The organism is Zhongshania aliphaticivorans (assembly GCF_902705855.1).
GTDB classification, from domain to species: domain Bacteria; phylum Pseudomonadota; class Gammaproteobacteria; order Pseudomonadales; family Spongiibacteraceae; genus Spongiibacter; species Spongiibacter aliphaticivorans_B.
The window spans coordinates 543,838-563,033 of the sequence record NZ_CACSIJ010000011.1; the positions used below are offsets into that span (position 1 = coordinate 543,838).

At 47.3% G+C, this 19,196-nt stretch carries 21 protein-coding genes and 1 tRNA gene; 19 read left to right on the top strand and 3 right to left on the bottom strand.

The genetic code is table 11. The features are described 5' to 3' along the window. Positions 1-76 precede the first annotated feature (76 nt). The 17 genes from GVJ32_RS06945 to GVJ32_RS07025 all read left to right on the top strand — a co-directional run bounded on the left by GVJ32_RS06945 (position 77) and on the right by GVJ32_RS07025 (position 12,573). Positions 77-505, top strand: coding sequence for an HIT domain-containing protein (locus GVJ32_RS06945; RefSeq protein WP_159239301.1), 429 nt, complete (start codon positions 77-79; stop codon positions 503-505). 231 nt (positions 506-736) lie between these two features. Beyond that, the gene (locus GVJ32_RS06950) at positions 737-1,150 is read left to right on the top strand and encodes an HU family DNA-binding protein (RefSeq protein WP_159239302.1); all 414 of its coding nucleotides are present in this window, start codon (positions 737-739) and stop codon (positions 1,148-1,150) included. A 192-nt stretch (positions 1,151-1,342) separates the two neighbouring features. After that, complete coding sequence (locus GVJ32_RS06955; RefSeq protein WP_159239303.1) at positions 1,343-1,591, top strand: FmdB family zinc ribbon protein; 249 nt, start codon at positions 1,343-1,345, stop codon at positions 1,589-1,591. A gap of 114 nt (positions 1,592-1,705) precedes the next feature. Continuing rightward, entirely contained in the window at positions 1,706-3,478 is a 1,773-nt protein-coding gene (aspS, locus tag GVJ32_RS06960; protein WP_159239304.1) for an aspartate--tRNA ligase, read from the top strand. Between the two features lie 280 nt (positions 3,479-3,758). After that, on the top strand, positions 3,759-4,283 hold the full coding sequence (ruvC, locus tag GVJ32_RS06965; protein WP_159239305.1) for a crossover junction endodeoxyribonuclease RuvC: 525 nt from the start codon (positions 3,759-3,761) through the stop codon (positions 4,281-4,283). A gap of 12 nt (positions 4,284-4,295) precedes the next feature. Then, the gene (gene ruvA / locus GVJ32_RS06970) at positions 4,296-4,895 is read left to right on the top strand and encodes a Holliday junction branch migration protein RuvA (RefSeq protein ID WP_159239306.1); all 600 of its coding nucleotides are present in this window, start codon (positions 4,296-4,298) and stop codon (positions 4,893-4,895) included. A 15-nt stretch (positions 4,896-4,910) separates the two neighbouring features. After that, on the top strand, positions 4,911-5,951 hold the full coding sequence (gene ruvB / locus GVJ32_RS06975) for a Holliday junction branch migration DNA helicase RuvB (protein ID WP_159239307.1): 1,041 nt from the start codon (positions 4,911-4,913) through the stop codon (positions 5,949-5,951). Continuing rightward, positions 5,951-6,343: a tol-pal system-associated acyl-CoA thioesterase gene (gene ybgC / locus GVJ32_RS06980; RefSeq protein WP_159239308.1), complete on the top strand. Its 393-nt coding sequence runs from the start codon at positions 5,951-5,953 to the stop codon at positions 6,341-6,343. The genes ruvB and ybgC overlap by 1 nt, the downstream gene beginning before the upstream one ends. 40 nt (positions 6,344-6,383) lie before the next feature. Continuing rightward, on the top strand, positions 6,384-7,058 hold the full coding sequence (gene tolQ / locus GVJ32_RS06985; protein WP_159239309.1) for a protein TolQ: 675 nt from the start codon (positions 6,384-6,386) through the stop codon (positions 7,056-7,058). Positions 7,059-7,069: 11 nt separating this feature from the next. Further along, positions 7,070-7,513 carry a protein TolR gene (tolR, locus tag GVJ32_RS06990; RefSeq protein ID WP_103685520.1) on the top strand — a complete coding sequence of 148 codons (444 nt, stop codon included), beginning with the start codon at positions 7,070-7,072 and terminating at the stop codon, positions 7,511-7,513. A 5-nt stretch (positions 7,514-7,518) separates the two neighbouring features. Further along, positions 7,519-8,289: a cell envelope integrity protein TolA gene (locus GVJ32_RS06995; RefSeq protein ID WP_159239310.1), complete on the top strand. Its 771-nt coding sequence runs from the start codon at positions 7,519-7,521 to the stop codon at positions 8,287-8,289. Next, positions 8,289-9,581, top strand: a complete 1,293-nt coding sequence (gene tolB / locus GVJ32_RS07000; RefSeq protein WP_159239311.1) for a Tol-Pal system beta propeller repeat protein TolB — start codon at positions 8,289-8,291, stop codon at positions 9,579-9,581. The genes GVJ32_RS06995 and tolB overlap by 1 nt, the downstream gene beginning before the upstream one ends. A gap of 86 nt (positions 9,582-9,667) precedes the next feature. After that, entirely contained in the window at positions 9,668-10,162 is a 495-nt protein-coding gene (locus tag GVJ32_RS07005) for an OmpA family protein (protein WP_159239312.1), read from the top strand. A 16-nt stretch (positions 10,163-10,178) separates the two neighbouring features. After that, complete coding sequence (ybgF, locus tag GVJ32_RS07010) at positions 10,179-10,988, top strand: tol-pal system protein YbgF (RefSeq protein ID WP_159239313.1); 810 nt, start codon at positions 10,179-10,181, stop codon at positions 10,986-10,988. Positions 10,989-11,054: 66 nt separating this feature from the next. Then, positions 11,055-11,705 (top strand): 7-carboxy-7-deazaguanine synthase QueE, encoded by a 651-nt coding sequence (gene queE / locus GVJ32_RS07015; protein ID WP_159239314.1) that lies wholly within the window; start codon positions 11,055-11,057, stop codon positions 11,703-11,705. A gap of 45 nt (positions 11,706-11,750) precedes the next feature. Continuing rightward, on the top strand, positions 11,751-12,425 hold the full coding sequence (gene queC, locus GVJ32_RS07020) for a 7-cyano-7-deazaguanine synthase QueC (protein WP_159239315.1): 675 nt from the start codon (positions 11,751-11,753) through the stop codon (positions 12,423-12,425). Positions 12,426-12,498: 73 nt separating this feature from the next. Continuing rightward, positions 12,499-12,573 (top strand) — tRNA-Lys (locus tag GVJ32_RS07025). A 162-nt stretch (positions 12,574-12,735) separates the two neighbouring features. Here GVJ32_RS07025 and GVJ32_RS07030 read toward each other — a convergent pair. Continuing rightward, on the bottom strand, positions 12,736-12,951 hold the full coding sequence (locus GVJ32_RS07030) for a helix-turn-helix domain-containing protein (protein ID WP_435808070.1): 216 nt from the start codon (positions 12,949-12,951) through the stop codon (positions 12,736-12,738). A 378-nt stretch (positions 12,952-13,329) separates the two neighbouring features. Here GVJ32_RS07030 and GVJ32_RS18455 point away from each other — a divergent pair, with 378 nt between their 5' ends. Then, positions 13,330-13,470, top strand: coding sequence for an Arm DNA-binding domain-containing protein (locus tag GVJ32_RS18455; RefSeq protein ID WP_159239317.1), 141 nt, complete (start codon positions 13,330-13,332; stop codon positions 13,468-13,470). A gap of 218 nt (positions 13,471-13,688) precedes the next feature. Here GVJ32_RS18455 and GVJ32_RS07045 read toward each other — a convergent pair whose 3' ends face one another. Beyond that, the gene (locus tag GVJ32_RS07045) at positions 13,689-16,385 is read right to left on the bottom strand and encodes a LuxR C-terminal-related transcriptional regulator (protein ID WP_159239318.1); all 2,697 of its coding nucleotides are present in this window, start codon (positions 16,383-16,385) and stop codon (positions 13,689-13,691) included. A gap of 162 nt (positions 16,386-16,547) precedes the next feature. Further along, positions 16,548-17,561, bottom strand: a complete 1,014-nt coding sequence (locus tag GVJ32_RS18400; RefSeq protein WP_159239319.1) for an NADP-dependent oxidoreductase — start codon at positions 17,559-17,561, stop codon at positions 16,548-16,550. A 310-nt stretch (positions 17,562-17,871) separates the two neighbouring features. On the opposite strand from GVJ32_RS18400, the gene GVJ32_RS07055 reads away from it, so the two are divergent. Then, on the top strand, positions 17,872-19,196 hold a 1,325-nt coding region (locus GVJ32_RS07055; protein WP_159239320.1), incomplete at its 3' end, for a hydantoinase/oxoprolinase family protein.

A 19,196-nucleotide genomic window follows, 5' to 3' on the forward strand; every position in this document is an offset into this window, starting at 1 on the left:
TGATGTTGGCCTTGTTTATCAGAGTTTGCGCATTTTACGATTGATCGGTAGCGCGGTACAGGGCGCAGGGGGAGTGATGTTCAAATTGCATGAAGTATTAGCGCGAGATTGTGCTGTGGTGGGTGATTTGCCGCTGTGCAGAGTGTTGTTAATGAATGACTGCCAGTATCCGTGGTTGATCTTGGTGCCAAAGCGGGAGGGAATGCGTGAGGTTTGCGATTTGAACGCAGCGGATCAGCAGTTATATCTCCAAGAATCTAATATAACTTGTGCGGTGTTACGCCGTGAGTTTGTCGCAGAAAAGCTTAACGTCGGCGCGCTTGGCAATATGGTGCCGCAGCTGCATATCCACCATATTGCTAGATTTTCCACCGATGTGGCGTGGCCAAAACCCGTTTGGGGGCTGCATCCCGCCATACCGTATGCGGTAGATACCTTGAATGAGCACTTAATACAGCTCCGTGGAGCTTATGCTAATAGTGGTTTGGCGCTGATGGTTGAGTAAGTCAGAGCGTAAAAAGCTTCGGTCGAAATTTAATAATTTGGCGTGGCATACAAAAAACGCCTTTTTTACAGTGTTTTGAACGAAAAATACCGTAATAATCTTGTATTGGTGGGCACAATCTACTATAGATAGTCGCAGGCACAGATTCGTGATTGGCATGCGGTATTGCTGGTTGGTGCTTATAACTGTTTTAGGCCAATAAAACTTAACGTGTGATACAGGAAAACTCTAATGGCGATTAAAAAAGCTGCTCCCAAAAAAGCTGCCCCAAAAAAAGCTCCAGCTAAAGCGAAGGTTGCTGCCGCTGCTGCCGCACCTAAGCGCAAAACTACCGCTATCTCTGAGAAAATGACCAAAACTCAAATTCTCACCGAGATCGCAGAAAACACCAACCTAACTCGCAAGCAGGTAGGTGATGTTTTAGAAGAGCTGGAAGTACTGATTGAGCGCAGTGTGAAAAAACGTGCCTTGGGTGAGTTCACTATCCCAGGCTTGATGAAAATTACGACGGTTAAAAAGCCTGCGACCAAAGCTCGTAAAGGGATTAATCCATTTACTGGTGAAGAAACGATGTTTAAAGCCAAGCCCGCGAGTGTTGCGGTTAAGGTTCGTCCATTGAAAAAACTGAAAGATTTCGCTATCTAAGCTAAATCTTCTTCAGCCTCGGCATATTTTCATGTGCTCGGGGCTGATTTTCCCACTCTAACAGTTTATTTCCCCTTCATATTCACAGCTGCATTTATTGCCAGCCCTGCTTTGCGTTATAATCCGGCTCCTTTTGCGCCGCTTGGCTCGATATGACTTCTTTTGTGTGCTTTGAGTTTTGGGAGTTTTCCAATGCCTATTTATGAATATCAGTGCAAGGCCTGTCAGCATGAGCATGAGGCGCTGCAAAAAATGAGTGATCCTGCTTTGACAGATTGCCCAGAATGCGGTGCTGCCGAGCTGGTGAAAAAGATCTCGGCAGCGGGTTTTCGTCTAAAAGGCGGCGGCTGGTACGAGACTGATTTTAAAAGCGGTGCCAAAAAGAAAAATTTAGCGGGCGAAGGCTCTGCTGGTGGTTCGTCGTCAGCGTCAGAGGCCTAGAGGTCAAATTAGCGAGCGTTGACATCAGTGCTTGCAAAACCGAGTGATTGGCACCGAAAGTAAAGTGCTGATGGAATAAGTTAGATACATTTTGATATAGAGAGAATAGAACACATGCGCAGTCATTATTGCGGCAGCTTGGGTAGCGAACATATAGATCAAGAGGTCACTCTGTGTGGCTGGGTTGACCGTCGTCGAGATCATGGCGGGGTAATCTTCCTCGATATGCGCGACCGCGAAGGTATTGTTCAGGTCGTATTTGATCCTGATACCGAAGAGCATTTCCGCACGGCTGACCGTGTTCGTGGTGAATATGTACTGCGTATTCGCGGCCGAGTTCGTGCGCGTGCCGGCGCGACCGTTAACGCCAATATGAAAACCGGTGAGATTGAAATACTCGGTAAAGAGCTGGAAATTCTGAATGAGTCAGAAACGCCGCCATTTCAGCTAGATGACCACACTAACGTAGGTGAGGATGTACGCCTGCGTTACCGCTACTTAGATTTACGTCGGCCGCAGATTTCTGACAAATTGCGCTTGCGTGCAAAGATTACCTCGGTATTGCGCCGCTACCTAGACAGCCAGAACTTCCTCGATATCGAAACCCCTATTTTGACTCGCGCCACGCCAGAGGGTGCTCGCGATTATTTGGTGCCTAGCCGTACTCATGCAGGCAAATTCTTTGCTTTGCCGCAGTCGCCACAGTTGTTTAAGCAGTTATTAATGGTGTCTGGTTTCGACCGTTATTATCAAATTGCCAAGTGCTTCCGTGACGAAGACTTGCGGGCAGACCGTCAGCCGGAATTTACCCAGATCGATATTGAAACCTCCTTTATGGATGACAAGCAGATCATGGCCGTCACCGAAGGTATGATTAGCGATCTATTTAAAGAAGTGATGGATATCGATCTCGGTAGCTTCCCAACCATGAAGTACGCAGAGGCGATGTCGCGTTTTGGTAGCGACAAGCCGGATATGCGTATTCCATTAGAAATGGTTGATGTCGGCGATCTGATGCAGGACGTTGAATTTAAAGTGTTCTCAGGCCCAGCCAAGAGTGCCGATGGCCGTGTTGCTGCGCTGAAAGTACCAGGTGGTAATGAGGCGCTGACACGTAAGAAAATCGATGAATACACGAAGTTTGTTAGTATCTACGGTGCCAAGGGCTTGGCGTACATCAAGGTTAACGATAAATCTGATCTGGAAAACGGTCTGCAATCACCGATTGTGAAGTTTTTGCCTGAGCCAGTGCGCGCGGCAATTTTGGAACGCTTAGAGGCGGAAAACGGCGATCTTATCTTCTTCGGCGCTGATACCACCAAGATTGTAAATGAAGCCCTTGGTGCTCTGCGCTGTAAATTGGGCGAAGATCTCCAATTATACACCTGCCAGTGGGCGCCACTGTGGGTTGTAGACTTCCCGATGTTTGAGCAGGATGGCAGTGGCAACTGGACGTCTTTGCATCATCCATTTACTGCGCCGTCGTGCACGCCTGAAGAACTTGAAAAAGCGCCAGGCGAAGCCTTGTCTATCGCCTATGACATGGTTCTGAATGGCACCGAGCTGGGTGGTGGTTCAGTCCGTATTCATCGCAGCGATATGCAGAAAGCGGTATTCCGTGTATTGGGCATTGGGCCTGAAGAAGCAGAAGAGAAATTCGGCTTCTTGTTAGATGCTCTGAAATACGGTGCGCCACCACACGGTGGTTTGGCCTTTGGTCTAGACCGTTTGGTGATGCTGATGACGGGAGCTAAATCGATTCGCGACGTGATCGCCTTCCCAAAAACCCAGAGTGCAGCCTGCGTTATGACCGACGCGCCGGGTGTGGTAGAGGCTAAGCAGCTAAGTGAGTTAAATATCCGTTTGCGTAAATTAGAAGAAAAATAATAGCGCTGACAGCAAGCAGTACTTGCCCCCACTGCCTGTGTGGCAGTGGGGATAACCAAAATGTCATTCACACGCCACTGTTACTAGCGTGTCATTATTCCTTTAAATCTGTGCATAATACTCGCGGGGACGGCCTGCGCTGTACGCGCGTATTTGTTGACCCCAATTTTCAGGATTAATAGATGTGCAGCTTATCTGTGCTGCTAGGTTTTGCGCCTAGGGTATGAATAGCGTGCTCATTCCTTCCTTGTGTCAGTAAGAAGCGAATGCATTAGGATCTATGGCTATTATTTTGGGGGTCGACCCCGGATCACAGAAAACTGGTTTCGGTGTAATAGAGGTAAATGGTAATCATCACCGCTACATCACCAGCGGTGTTATTCGGCTGCCTCAGGGTGCCTTACCTGCGCGCCTAGATATTATTTTTAAAAGTTTATGCACTATTATTGCTGAATACTCTCCCGTTGAGGCAGTGGTAGAAGAAGTCTTTATGGCTAAAAGTGCCGGTTCGGCGCTTAAGCTAGGGCAGGCGCGGGGCGCCGCCGTGGTCGCCTGTGTTAGTAACGGATTGCTGGTGGCGGAATACACCGCAAGGCAAATTAAAAAGGCAGTAGTCGGCACCGGCGCTGCAGACAAAGCGCAAGTACAGCATATGGTTAAAATATTACTCAAGCTGCCTGCGATGCCGCAAGAAGATGCCGCCGATGCTTTGGCCGCAGCAATTTGTCATGCCAATGCGCGTCAAGGACTGCAAAGTATGGCTGCTGAACCGGCGATGCGTCTGCGCCGTGGTCGCCTTAAATAACAGGAAATATCGATGATTGGCCGATTACGTGGCGTACTGATAGAAAAGCAAGCTCCAGAAATCGTAATAGACGTGAATGGCGTAGGTTATGAGGTGCAGGTGCCTATGACGACACTTTATGGCTTGCCCGCACTTGGGCAAGTGGTGTCACTTTACACCCAGTTTATAGTTCGCGAAGATGCTCAGCAGTTGTTTGGATTTAGCGATGTGACCTCGCGGCGCCTATTTCGCGATTTGATCAAGGTTAACGGTGTTGGTCCAAAGTTGGCGCTGACTATCATGTCTGGTATCGACAGCGATGAGTTTGTTCAATGCGTGAAAGAGGCTAATACTGCTGCCTTGGTAAGATTGCCGGGGGTGGGTAAAAAGACGGCAGAGCGCCTTGTCATTGAAATGCGCGACCGCTTGAAAGATTGGGACTTGTCTGCGTCGACGAGTAATACCACTAGCGCAGTCATCACGGCAAAAGTGAATATTACTGAAGCGGAAGCCGCGCTGGTGGCCTTGGGTTATAAGCCCCAAGAAGCGAGCAAGGCGATTAGTGCCCTAAAAACGGATGACGCGAGTAGCGAAGAGTTGATTCGTGCCGCTTTAAAAAACATGATCAAGTGAAGACCGCAATCTGACATGATAGAAATAGACCGCCTTGTGGCGCCCGATGCCAGCGAACCATTAGAAGAGCGTTTCGATAGGGCTATCCGGCCTAAAACATTAGCTGATTATATTGGTCAGCCTGCGGTGTGCGAGCAAATGAATATATTTGTGAGCGCGGCGCGGATGCGCAATGAGCCATTGGACCACACTTTAATATTTGGCCCGCCGGGCTTGGGTAAAACCACGTTGGCAAATATTTTAGCCAATGAAATGGGGGTGTCGCTTAAAACAACCTCTGGACCGGTATTGGAAAAAGCCGGCGACCTTGCCGCGTTGATGACAAATCTTGATGCCGGCGACGTCTTGTTCATTGATGAGATTCACAGGCTCAGCCCAAATATAGAAGAAATACTCTATCCGGCGATGGAAGATTACCAGCTGGATATAATGATTGGTGAAGGCCCTGCAGCGCGCTCGATTAAATTAGATTTACCACCGTTTACCTTGGTGGGGGCGACGACTCGTGCGGGTTTGTTAACCTCGCCGCTGCGGGACCGCTTCGGCATCGTGCAGCGTTTAGAGTTCTATGGTGTAAAAGATATCGCCACGATTGTTGCGAGATCCGCCAATATTTTAGGTATGCAGCTAGATAGTGAGGGCGCCCATGAGATCGCTTTGCGGTCACGGGGAACACCGCGCATCGCTAATCGCTTGCTGCGTCGTGTGCGTGACTATGCTGAGGTGAAGTCTGACGGTGTGGTGAGTAAGGACATCGCAGATCAGGCACTAAATATGCTAAATGTAGACAGTAGTGGCTTTGATCATCTTGATCGCCGTTTATTATTGGCGATGATAGAGCGCTTTGATGGCGGGCCGGTAGGCGTAGACAGTTTGGCGGCGGCAATAAGTGAAGAGCGCGGCACTATCGAAGACGTTTTAGAGCCCTATTTGATTCAACAAGGCTTTATTATGCGAACACCAAGAGGGCGGGTAGTCACGAATCATGCTTATCGGCATTTTGGCTTAGAATTGCCTAAAAGCGGCGATATTACCGAAATTGGCGGTAAGGGTTGATGGAATTCAAAATGCCCTTGCGGGTCTACATGGAGGACACGGACGCAGGTGGTATCGTTTTTTACGTTAATTATTTAAAGTTTTTTGAGCGTGCACGTACAGAATACATGCGTGCTCTTGGATTTCATAAAGCGGCGTTCATTGATGAGTCTTTGATGTTTGTCGTGACGGACCTAACTACAAAATATTTGCGATCAGCTAAGCTAGATGAGCAACTAATTGTTACCGCCAAGGTCATAGCGGCGGCAAAAGCATCATTAAGCTTTGATCAACACGTTTATCGTGGTGATGAAGTACTGTGTAGCGCCCAAGTCAAATTGGCTTGTGTGGACAAGGTAGCTTTAAAACCAAAGCGTATACCGGAAGCATTGTTATCAGTGCTTACTCTTTAAAAACATATAGTGTGAAAACAAGAAACGACGGGAGTTAACTGTGGGACAAGAGCTTTCCATTTGGCATTTAGTTAGCCAAGCCAGTTTGTTTGTGCAGCTTATTATGCTGATTTTACTGCTGGCCTCGGTAGTGTCGTGGTATCAAATTGCCCAGCGGGTGATGTATTTCAATCAAGCGCAGACTGAAATAGCCCGTTTTGAATCGCGATTTTGGTCGGGTACGGATTTGAATACCCTGTATACCGAGGGCGGTGACAAGCGCGTTGTTATGGGTATGGAAAGTGTCTTTCGCGCCGGATTTAAAGAGTTTACGCGGTTGGCCAAAAAGAAACTCGATTCCGACGCCATGATGGAAGCTTGTCAGCGGTCAATGCGCGTTGCGTTGTCTCGTGAGGAAGAGGCCATGGAACACGGCTTACCATTTTTGGCGACGGTTGGTTCAACCAGTCCTTACGTCGGTTTGCTTGGAACCGTGTGGGGGATTATGGGTTCCTTCCACGGCCTTGGCCAAGTACAGCAGGCCACGCTGGCAACGGTTGCGCCGGGTATTTCGGAGGCATTGGTGGCAACAGCAATGGGTTTGATTGCGGCGATCCCAGCTGTTGTGTCTTATAACCGCTTCTCTTCAAAAGTGGACTCCTTTGCAGGTAAGTACGATACCTTCTCTGAAGAATTCTCTAGCATTCTGCATCGCCAGATTCATTCGCGAGATTAGGAGCACTGGCTATGTCTCGGCGAAATAAACGCAAACCCATGTCAGACATTAATGTGGTTCCTTATATTGATGTCATGCTGGTGTTATTGATCGTATTTATGGTGACGGCGCCTTTGTTGGTGCAAGGGGTGCAGGTAGATTTACCACAAGCATCCACTGAGCCGGTTCCGCAAACCGATGACGACCCTATTGTGGTTTCGGTGGATAAAGCAGGCAAATATTACGTAACGCTTGGTGATCCAGAAAAACAAGGCGAGCCGGTAGAGCTTGCAGAAATTGGCGATAAGTTAGGTAAGATATTACGCAATAAGCCAAAGACTCCTGTGATGGTAAAAGGTGATGGCGCGGTGGATTATGCGAGTGTTGTTGCTGCAATGGCTGCCCTACAGGGTGCCGGCGCGACATCTATCGGCTTAATTACCGAGGAACCACAGTCGCGCAGCGGAGCGAAATAAGCGCGATGAATGATATTAAATTGGTGCCGGCGGCGGTAACGGTAGTTTTACATGGCGTGGCTATTGGCTTTTTATTATTTGGGATACCCAAGGACAGCCGAGTTATTGAGCTGAAAGCCAAACCTCTAGCAATTCAGGCAAAGCTGGTGCTTGAGAAACCGGTGTCGCGTCCTGCTAAGCCTGCTCCGGCGCCAAAGCCAACACCTAAGCCTGTGGTTAAACCGGCGCCAAAGCCAGAACCGGTGAAAAAGCCTGAGCCCAAACTAGAGGTGAAAAAGCCAGCGCCAAAACCGACGCCAAAGCCCAAGCCCAAAGGGCCGACGCCGGAAGAAATTCGCAAGAAGAAGGCTGAGGAAAAGGCGCGGGAAGAGGCTAAACAGCGTGCCCTGGAAGAGGAGATACGGCGTCAGCAGCAAAAAGAGCTGGCAGATGCCTTGGCCTCGGAAGACGATTTAGTAGATGAGGGAGAACTCGCGTCTACGTATGGCGATTTGATTCAAAAACTGATTCAAGATAATTGGTCGAGACCATTGTCTGCTCGTAATGGTATGCAGGCTACAATTCAGATCATGACGACACCTACAGGCGAAATCGTAGGTCATCAAATTATTAAAGGTAGCGGTGATCAGGCATTTGATTTGTCGGTAACTAGAGCGGTGACGCGCTTAGGTAGGATTGAAGAGCTAGCCAATTTGGCTACAGAGGATATGGGCGCCTACGAGAAAAATTTTCGGCGTTTTAATATTAATTTCTCACCCCAAGATTTGAGGCGGTAATGTTGATACGGATTATTACAGCACTAATATTTTTGGCGGCCAGCAGTGTTTCTATGGCTGACCTTACCATTGAAATAAATAAGGGTAAGGATGATCCCGTTCCAATAGCGATAGTGCCTTTTGGCTGGCAGTCAGGTTTGACTGTTGCGGAAGATATTGCATCTATAGTAGAGAGCGACCTACATCGTAGCGGTCAGTTTTCCCCCTTAAGTCGTAGTGATATGTTGGGGCGGCCACGCAACGCTACGGAAGTGTATTATCGCGATTGGAAAAGTCTTGGCGTTGATTACGTTGTAGTGGGCACACTCTCTCAAGAGGTTACCGGTACGGTAACAGCAAATTACGAACTTTTAGACGTGAATACTCAGCGCGTCATACTGACCGGTAAAGAATCGGTCAGTATTGATAAGCCTAGATACCTTGCGCATACCGTTAGTGACAAAATATATGAAAAACTCACAAATATTCGTGGTGCTTTTCGTACGCAATTGCTTTATGTTTCCGCTGTTCGCGAAGGGGGTAACCGAACCCGCTTCCGTTTGCTGAAAAGCGATATCGATGGAGCCAATGAATCGGTGTTATTTGACAGTCGAGAGCCAATTATGGCGCCGACGTGGTCGCCCGATGGTCAGAAAATTGCCTACGTATCTTTTGAAACAACGCGTCCTGCTATTTATATCCAGGACCTGCGAACTAATGCGCGTACACAACTTACGTCATTTAAAGGTTTAAATGGTGCGCCTGCATTTTCACCGGATGGAGCAAAAATGGCGATGGTGCTGTCAAAGGATGGCAGCCCCGATATATATGTAATGGATTTGGCGAGCGGTGATTTGCAGCGCGTAACAAATCACTTTGCCATCGACACTGAGCCAGCATGGATGCCGGACGGTAAGTCGATTGTATTTACCTCTGACCGTGGCGGTAAGCCTCAGATTTATAAGGTTAATGTTAGTAGCGGATCAGTGGAACGAGTTACATTTGAAGGTGACTATAATGCCAGGGCGAGGGTGCTGGCAGATGGCTTAGGATTGGTCATGGTACATAGAGAGAATGGTAATTATCACATTGCGGTCTTAGATTTAAAGCGCAACCGTGTCGAAATTCTCACTACGACTAATTTGGACGAGTCACCTAGTGTGGCGCCAAACGCCAGTATGTTATTGTACGCTACGCAGTATGATGGCAAGGGGGTCTTGGCGGCAGTATCGATAGACGGCGGTGTGAAGTACAGATTGCCGTCGCGATTCGGGGATGTGCGCGAACCGGCTTGGTCGCCTTTTCTTCAATGAAGTAGAAGCCGGAAAATGAAATACCGATCAGACAATGGATATTGTATGGTTGGAAATGTTTAAACAAAACTTGACGGGAAAATGCCATGAAATACCAAGCAAAAAATATGTTTTTGGGTGTAGCTTTCTTTAGCGCGTTGTTAGCTGGTTGCGCTTCAACTGACACTGATGCTAGCGGCCAAGAAGGTGCTGACAAAGTAAGTACGTATACAGAATCTACTGATTCAATGAATGATTCGTACAACTCTGACGACATGGCGAACCTCGAAACTGTATTTTATTTCGAATTCGACCAAGCTACTTTGACAGTAAAAGCACGTAAAGCATTGGACGCGCAAATTGTACGTCTTAAAAAGACCACTGGCCCAGTCCGTTTGGAAGGCCATGCTGACGAGCGCGGCACTCGTGAGTACAATATAGCGTTGGCTGAGCGTCGTGCAATTTCAGTTGCTGATTACATGGCAATTAATGGCATTCCACGCTACCGTATAGAAACCGTTAGCTACGGTGAAGAGCGCCCAGTTGCATTCGGTCAGTCTGAATCAACATACTCGCAAAACCGTCGTGTAGAACTGAAGTAATTAATAAGGCGTACTGATGCAGTTTATAAAACCACTGTTTTTGCTGCTGCCGGCAGCATGCTTGTCGGCGCAGCTTTGGGCGCAAGCCCCAGTTGTTGATGTAAGTTCCTCTCGGTCTGATGCTCAATCGGGTCGAGGTATGGAAGGGGAGATGTATCAGCAGCTGCAACTCCTGCGCCAGGAAATTATGGCGCTGCGGGGAACAGTGGAAGAACAAGGGCATCAGTTACGCCAGCTTAAACAGCAGAGTTTAGATCGTTATATTGATATTGACCGTCGATTGAGCGCTGGCGGAAGTGCCAGTAGCGCGATGGGCGATGCAGCTGAAATTGATCCAAGCGTCACGTCGGCAACAACCGATGTAGAAATGGCCGAATCAAGCAATCCAAATGCCCCAGCGGCAACAGCTGCTGCATCGGGTTCTTCACTTGTTCTCGATGGCAATGAGTCATCAGATTACGCAACAGCCTATGATTTGGTGAAAAGCGCTTCATATGGCCAAGCAATTGAGGCTTTTTTAGCCTATGCAGAAAAATATCCTGCGGGGCGTTACACGCCAAACGCATGGTATTGGCTCGGCGAGTTATACGTCGCTATTAAACCTCAAAATTTACCCGCTTCTACCGAAGCGTTTCAGCGCCTGCTGACCGATTATCCCGATCATGGCAAGGTCCCTGCAGCCATGTATAAATTGGGTACTGTGTATTTCCTAAATGGCGACAAGAAAAAATCGCAGGAAATGCTGACCCATGTCATTGATCGTTATGGTAATACCGGAAACTCTGCGGTGAATAAATCGCGCGAATTTCTCCGTAAGAATTTTTGATTTTCGCGGAGCAAGGCTTGCGCGGCTGATCTCCGGTAAAAATCCAGCATCCGGTAGCCAGCCTGCATGAACGCAAATACCCTACGCATCACTGAAATCTTTTATTCTCTTCAGGGTGAATCTCGTACCCTGGGCTTGCCGACGGTGTTTGTGCGCCTGACGGGTTGCCCATTACGTTGTGTTTACTGCGACACCGAATATGCCTTTCATGGCGGTGAGCGTCGTCAATTGGACGACATCTTAACGGAAGTCGCCTCGTATAAGCCTCGTTATGTTTGTGTGACTGGTGGCGAACCCCTAGCTCAGCCAGAGTGCCATACACTGCTTTCAGCATTATGTGATGCGGGTTATCAAGTGTCGCTAGAGACAAGTGGTGCATTGAGCGTTGCCCAAGTCGACCCTCGCGTTTCAAAGGTGATGGATCTAAAAACACCAGCTTCCGGTGAAGTACATCGCAATCTTATGGATAATATCGCCTTCATCACTGCTCACGACCAAATTAAATTCGTTCTCTGTGATCGAGAAGATTACGACTGGGCGCGCTTTCAATTAGATGCCAATAAATTGTCAGAAAAAGCGGGGGAAGTACTATTCTCACCGAGCTTTGGTCAGCTAAGTGCGACCGACTTAGCCAATTGGATTGTAGAAGATAACTTGCCCGTGCGTTTTCAAATGCAACTACATAAATTGCTGTGGAATGACGCGGCAGGACATTAAATAAATACGCCTGAGTAGCGTGTTAGCAGAAGTAGAGGAATAGTTTTGGCGAAAAAAGCGGTGGTACTGGTATCTGGTGGTTTAGACAGCGCAACAGTGCTTGCTCAGGCGGTGGCGGCGGGCTACGAGTGCTATGCCCTAGCATTTGATTATGGGCAGCGTCACCGCGCAGAATTGGTCGCCGCTAAACAAGTTGCTGAAACGGGTGGCGCCAAAGAGTTTAAAGTCATACGGCTAGACCTGAGCAGTATTGGCGGCTCAGCATTAACAGATATGAATATAGCCGTACCTGACGCTGGCGCAGCAGGTATTCCCGTTACTTATGTTCCGGCTAGAAATACCGTCTTTTTATCGATAGCGCTTGGCTGGGCAGAAGTGCTGGACGCAGATGATATTTTTATTGGTGTGAATGCAGTGGACTATTCGGGCTACCCAGACTGTCGTCCAGCCTTCATCGAAGCGTTTGAAGTCTTGGCGAATGTCGCGACTAAGGCTGGAGTGGAAGGTCATGGCATGCACATCCACACACCGCTGATGAAGCTCAGCAAGGCCGACATTGTAAAAGCAGGCGCAGCCCTAGGTGTAGACTACGCACAAACTGTGTCGTGCTACAGCGCTAATGACAGCGGTGAGGCCTGCGGGCGCTGCGATAGCTGCTACCTTCGGCGTGAAGGGTTTGAGCAAGCTGGGGTAATCGATCCGACGCGATATAGCAAGTAGTAATATATCTGCATTTTTTATGCGTAGGTGCTTGTTTTTTATTTAGAAATCCGTATTATAAGCGCCTCTTTCGGGGCCGTTAGCTCAGTGGTAGAGCAGTTGGCTTTTAACCAATTGGTCGATGGTTCGAATCCATCACGGCCCACCATCAAATTCCGAAGAAAATCAAAGCGTTGCAGATATGCAGCGCTTTTTTTTCGTCTCTACTTTTTGTCTGTGACCACCTTGTGCCCATACTGTGCCCAAATCGTGCCCATTTTGCGCCCAAGTGCTGAATAAAAATAAATGATAATTTAGCAAAAATGACCAGTTAGTCGACCTTGGGCGCTGGCTCAGGAAGGTGTACTAACAGGTCTTCAACACGGCACTCAAAGTAGTTGCAAAGCGCATCAATATTGTCAGTTNCGGTATTACATCCCTTTTCGTTCGCAATCTTAGAAAGCGTTGCTCGGTGTATGCCGGTAGCCTTGGATACTTCGTTTAGGGTTATGACTCGCCCATCACGAAATTCTTTTTCGGCCAGCATTTCTTTTAATCGTATTCTAATCAAAATAGACACCTGTCGAATATAATTGACATTGGTTGTTGATTATCGATATTTGTCGTGGTATAAAACCAAAACGTCGCGTAAACTCGACGTGGGGTGCTAAAAATCGACTTGCGATGAAGGAAATATACATGAGTTATACCTACCTTACTACTGATGGTCTATCTGAGCGGATTCATTATGAGCCTACGACAATTCGTAGTGTTCTGAAGGATTCGGTTTTATTCGAAGGAACGCACTACATTCGTCCGTTTGGCGGGCGGAAGATTCTATATATTTGGGAAAACATTGAGCGTGATATGGGGTTATCTCAGAGCGATAGCATTGCTATTCCCTTGGCTTCGGGGGGGAAGTGCTATGGGTAAGGTTAGGGTCCGTGAAGAAACTGGCTGTCTGTTTTTTGACTTTAGGGTTAACGGTTCACGCTGTCGCGAACAAACCACCCTTAAGGATACAAAGGCTAATCGCCGTAAAATGGAAACTGTTCTGGTTGAATGAACCGGACACTTCAATAAGAGATAATACCCGTCAATTATTGGAGTGTCATCATGGGACAGAAATGCAGTTACAAGCAGTATTCTAAAAAATTCAAAGAAGGAGCAGTTGCCTTGATTCGTGCACGGGTAATATTTCTGCCAATTCTACAGTAGCTGCCAATCTATGCACGAATCGGAGGGTTGGATAACTTTTTCTTTCAGGTCGGGTTCTACCAGATGCTAAATAAGCCCCAGCATGGTTGCGTTATTAATCGCCTGTGTACGCGTGCTCACATTCAATTTGTTAAAAATATTTTTTAAATGAAATTTAACGGTGTTTTCTGAAACAAAGAGGTTGCGAGCAATATTTTTGTTGGTTTCGCCCTTAGCAAGGAGTGACAAAATTTGCATTTCTCGTGATGTGAGAGCCTCTAAAAGTTCGGTTTCTGTTTCTGAAATGTCTACGGTTTCTTCACAGTGGCTGAGCAAGAATTTTATATAATGATTCAATGTGCTCGACCAGCTTCCATTCAAATGAGATTTAAGTAGCTGAATAACCTTTGGTCCCTCGTCTAGAATGCTTCTAACTACGCCGTATTCAGCCGCAAGAGTCATCGCTGTTTTGAGTTCGCTGCTAGACTGAGCACTGTTTCCCTTGTTGATATTTAATATGGCATTGAGAATATGGAGCTTAATTTCTCTTGGAATTAGATTGTGGCTTTGTGCCTGTTGAATAGCATCTTGGAGCTTTGAACTGGTTTCATCAGTTGGGCAAGTATGGATCTCAAGCCGAAGGCGAGCAATGGATGGATTCTCTAACGCGTCAGAAAAACTTAGGAAAGGGGGCGCTTCAAAATTTAATTCCGCATCGCCTGTTGATTTACTAATAGCCATATTTTTCTGACTGCTATCGCTTAGTAATTCTCGGCGGATATGTTCCCAATTACAAAGTTGGATGATTCGCGGCCAGTTTGCACTGATAGCGATGTCTTCTAATGTATCTAGTAGTTCTCTTGCTTTGCTGCGTTCACCTTTTACGTCGTAAATCCTAATCATCGGCAGGTAGGCCGCAGATACGAAATCTGGAAGCAATCCTGTATTGATTTCTTGGTGATACTGCTCAAAGACCTTAATGGCCGTGTCGAAATCGTTCTTTTCATAGAGTGGGAATAGTGTGCAGCAGACTGCCGCTGTGGCGGCGTATGATTCTTCTATATTAAGTCCCTTTGTTTTTAGAACTGAAATACTGCGTTCGTAAGCTTCATTGATGCTTCCCTGTAGGTAGCTACTTATGATGGTTAAACCAGTATTGTATCCGGCCAGAAACGGTGCGCTATCGCCATGATTGTGATTTCTGCCCACAGCGATGTGATAACGTGCCGCAGAAAAATTACCATACGCAATTCTTCGGCAAGCTTGTATATTTGCAGCGGCGCCAAGTTCAAACGCCCAGAACCCTCTGGCTTCGTGATTTTCCGTTTTGATATTTGCGACATTTTCAAATGCTTGATCGAGGTGATCAAGTGCCATTTCAACTACCGCCATAGTGATTTGACGTTCTATGGAAAATTGCCAATCTAACTTTTTCTCGCCGAGCTTTTTTAGTTCATCTAAATAGGGGAGTACCTTGGCTCGACGTCTTAGAAATGTGAGCGCCCAGGTTATTTTGACGATTAGGCTTGGCCGATCAAAAATATGTTGTAACGGGATTTTTTCTGCCCAGCGTTCAACGGAGTGTAGGCAGGCGCTGGTTATTTGATCCGTTGCCCAAATATCCATCGAATGTGTTGCAAGCTCAAAGTCTTGCGCTTCTACGGCGTGGAATAGTGCATCCTCATAGAGCTCGTGCTCTAAGAACCAGCGCGCAGCATCATTGTGAATTTGTCGGCAGCGCGTAGGGGAGCGCTTTCGCAATACTTCCTTTAAGTAGTCGGAAAATAGCCTGTGGAATTGGAACCAATGGTTTTCGTTGTCGATATTGTTTAAAAATAGGCCTTGATGTTCCAACTTCTCTAAGGTTTCTTGGGAATCTTTGCGGCCGGTGATTTTTTCGCACAGCGACGCACAAATTTTCGGTAGCAGCGAGCAATACAGTAAAAAGTCCTGTGTATCTGTTGCTTGCTGCTGTAAAACGTTGCTGGCAAGATATTCAGTAATTTGAAATGGCGTGTAAGATTCCAAATTATTTAATGAGTCTTTGACACTGCGCTTTGCGAGAGTGAGCCTAAATAATTGCAGTGCTGCGGCCCAGCCTTCGGATCTATTGTAAATAATAGATAGATCGTCATCGCTCAGGCTCAGTTGGTGTTCAATTTGAAAGAAGTCTTTTGTTTCCTGAAGGGAGAACTTAATTTCTTCAAATCGCAGCAGTTCGAGACGTTGTACTACTTGTAGCTCAGTCAGCCCTATTTTGGGTAATGAGCGAGATGCAATAAATATTCTTACCGAGTTCGGTAGGCTTTTCAGTATATGTCGGAAGAGTAGTTCAATCTCGGGTTCTTCAATAAATTGAAAGTCATCAATGAACAGGTGTATCTCTGTGCCAATTTCCGCGAGTCTATTATTAAACCGTTCGGCGCGGCCCTTAGGTAATGAGTTTTCCTTCAGCGCAGCAGCATGCTGAGCTTGATGGCTCTCTTCTAGGTCGCCTGCAATTTTGTCTAGGTGCAATAATAGTCGGTTAAGATCGTTGTCTGTTTCATCAATTTTTAGCCATGCCGTTAATTTCCCATCGGCTCGGCTAGCACTAAGAATTTGTTTTAGGAGGGTGGTTTTACCGTGTCCGGCGGGAGCTTGAATAACAACACACTGTGTCGCTTCTAATTTACTTATACGTGCGAGCAGTTCGCTGCGGAGAACCTGTTTCTGCTCGCCCAACGGTGCTTGGAATTTATGATGCGATAAGCCAATGGACTTGTTACTTAAATTGGTCAGCATAAATGTACTATTATTTATAGCGTATAGTGAAGCGGCACTATCGTGCTTGATGCCGCGCTATGCCAGTCTACTTGGTTTATTTTAATCTTGCATGCTACTAGATAGCCGTGTTGCTAGTCTTGTGTTTAAGCTGGCGCCACAAATTTAGCTGTTTAATTGCACTTATATTTTAACCAATACCTTGCCGTTGTTTTCGCCTGTATACAAGCTTTGTAATGCAGTTGAGGCATGTTCAAGTCCTTCGTGGCAATGTAGCTTGAATTTGACAGAGCCATCTTGTAACCAGCGAGCTAAATGCTGCTGCATCACGGGAAAGTCGGCGGCGTGATCGAGTATGACGAAGCCCTCAATTTTTAGACGTTTCATGATGCTATTGTGAAACATATATGGGCCTGGTACATTTTCTGTGGAGTTATACATGGAAATTAAGCCGCAAATAACAACACGTCCGCCATTATTCATTCGTTTTAGGCAGGCGTCTAAAATACTACCGCCGACATTTTCAAATTGTATGTCTATACCATTTGGACATGCGGCGGCCAGCGCTTGTTCATAGTTTGCGCTGCGATAGTTGATTGCCGCATCAAAACCAAGTTCTTCAACTAAGTATTGGCATTTTTCGTTGCTACCTGCAGTACCGACGACTCGACAACCGCTAAGCTTTGCAATTTGTCCCGCAATACATCCCACTGCGCCGGATGCGGCAGTGACTACCACGGTTTCGCCTGGTTTTGGATGGGCGATATTAAGTAGGCCGTGGTATGCCGTTGGTCCGGCGATACTCATTACCCCAAACGCCAAATCTAATGGCATATCAGTCGGTGCGGAAAAGGGCTGCACTGCGCTGGCTTCAAGTGTCGAATACTCAGCCCATTCGGTCAGTGCCGTGACTAACTGTCCTACTTTAAACCCACGGCTACGAGACTCAACAATCTCGCACAGGCCAAAGCCCTTCATGCTGTCACCTAAGCTAACCGGCTCCATATACAGTTCTTCGCGCTCGCCCAGCCAAAGGCGGTTGGTTGCATCCATAGACAGAATAATATTTTTGACCCGAATCTGGCCCTCCTCAAGACTGCCTAGCGCTCGCTCCTGAAGGCTGAAAGTGTCATTGCTGATATTAACTTCTGGGCGAATATCAAAGCGCCAATACTGGCATTGGGTGGGGCTACTCATAACGTAATCCTATTTCTTATTTGTATTGATGGGTGTTTATGTCTAGCGAATCGTATACCTGCAATTTAAATGCCTTTGCGCAACGGTTGCTGGGTTTGGCACGGACATTATTTTTACCCTAAACCCCCACCTTAATCATCTACCCATAGGGGTAGTGCTTTCTCCTTAGTTTACCTGCCCATAATGCCCCGCATCTATAGTCGTTTTCGGGGTGATCGGAGCATATGTAAGAACTGCTCATTTGGGTAGTTGGCTGAGCGCGCCCTGATGGCGAGAATGCAATACATAACCAGATAAGAAGAGATATGGCATGGGAAAACTTATCAATATTGATAACGGCGGCACGCTGACCGATATTTGGGTCTTGGATGGTGATACCTCTTATCACACCAAAACAATTACAACGCCCTTTGATCTTAGTAAATGCTTTTTCGAAGGTTTAAAGAAGATCTCTGAAGATATTTATGGTCATGAAGACCTAAAGGCCTTGTTGCAGTCTACGGATCATATTCGCTATAGCACCACTCAGGGCACCAATGCCTTGGTTGAGCGCAAGGGCCCGTCTCTCGGACTATTGCTCAATACGGCTGATCGTGACTGGTGCTGTGAGGACGATCATCAGCAGGCTTTATTTGCAGACCTGCTGGGAGATAGGGTGGCGGTGCTCGATATGAATTTGGAGCCGCAAGCCTACCAAAAGTGTTTGACTGAAGCTGTCGGTCGGCTCTCTGCTGCCGGCGCAAGCCGGATAGTTGTGGCCTTTTGTGATGACGACTTTGTTGACCAAGAAAGCGCCTTGCGTAAAACAATACTGCGGTCCTTCCCTCGTCATTTATTGGGGTCGGTGCCAGTGCTTTATTCAAGTGCGTTGTGCCGGCATGCGAATCCTAACGTGAGACTTTGGACGGCTTTATTTAACGCATTTTTGCATCCAGCAATGGAGCGATTTTTATACAACACTGAAAATGAGCTGAGTCATTTTCGTACCCGTAATCCACTCTTGGTATATCGGAATGACGGGTATTCCGGTCGCGTTGCAAAAACCATTGCCCTTAAAACATACAGTTCCGGCCCTCGGGGCGGTGCAGAAGGGGCCTTAGCCTATAGCCGGTATTACGACTATCGCCGGGTAATTACCATCGATGTAGGTGGGACTACGACTGATATCGGATTAGTTGAAGATAACAAAATTATCGCCAGCCGCTTGGGATTGATTGAGGGCGTTCGCTGCAGCGATCCCCTCGCAGAGATTGTGAGCGTCGGTGTTGGCGGTGGTTCAATCATCCGCGCTGAAGGTGGCATGATTAAAGTTGGGCCAGAATCCGTTGGTGGTGCACCGGGGCCTGCGTGTTTTGGTATGGGAGGCGATAAAGCGACCATTACTGATGTATTGCTAGTGATGGGTTTACTTGATCCTAAGACCTATTTTGGCGGCAAATTGGCGCTTAAATACGATAAGGCCGAGGCGGCCATTCTTCGTCACGTAGCCGAGCCGCTTTCGCTTTCCTTGCCACAGGCATGTACCCAAATGATGGATGCTTGGGCGGGTAAGATTGCGGACGGAATCCGTCACTACACCGACATAACTGACGATACGGTGTTAATGGCATTCGGAGGGGGGGGGCCGATGGGGGT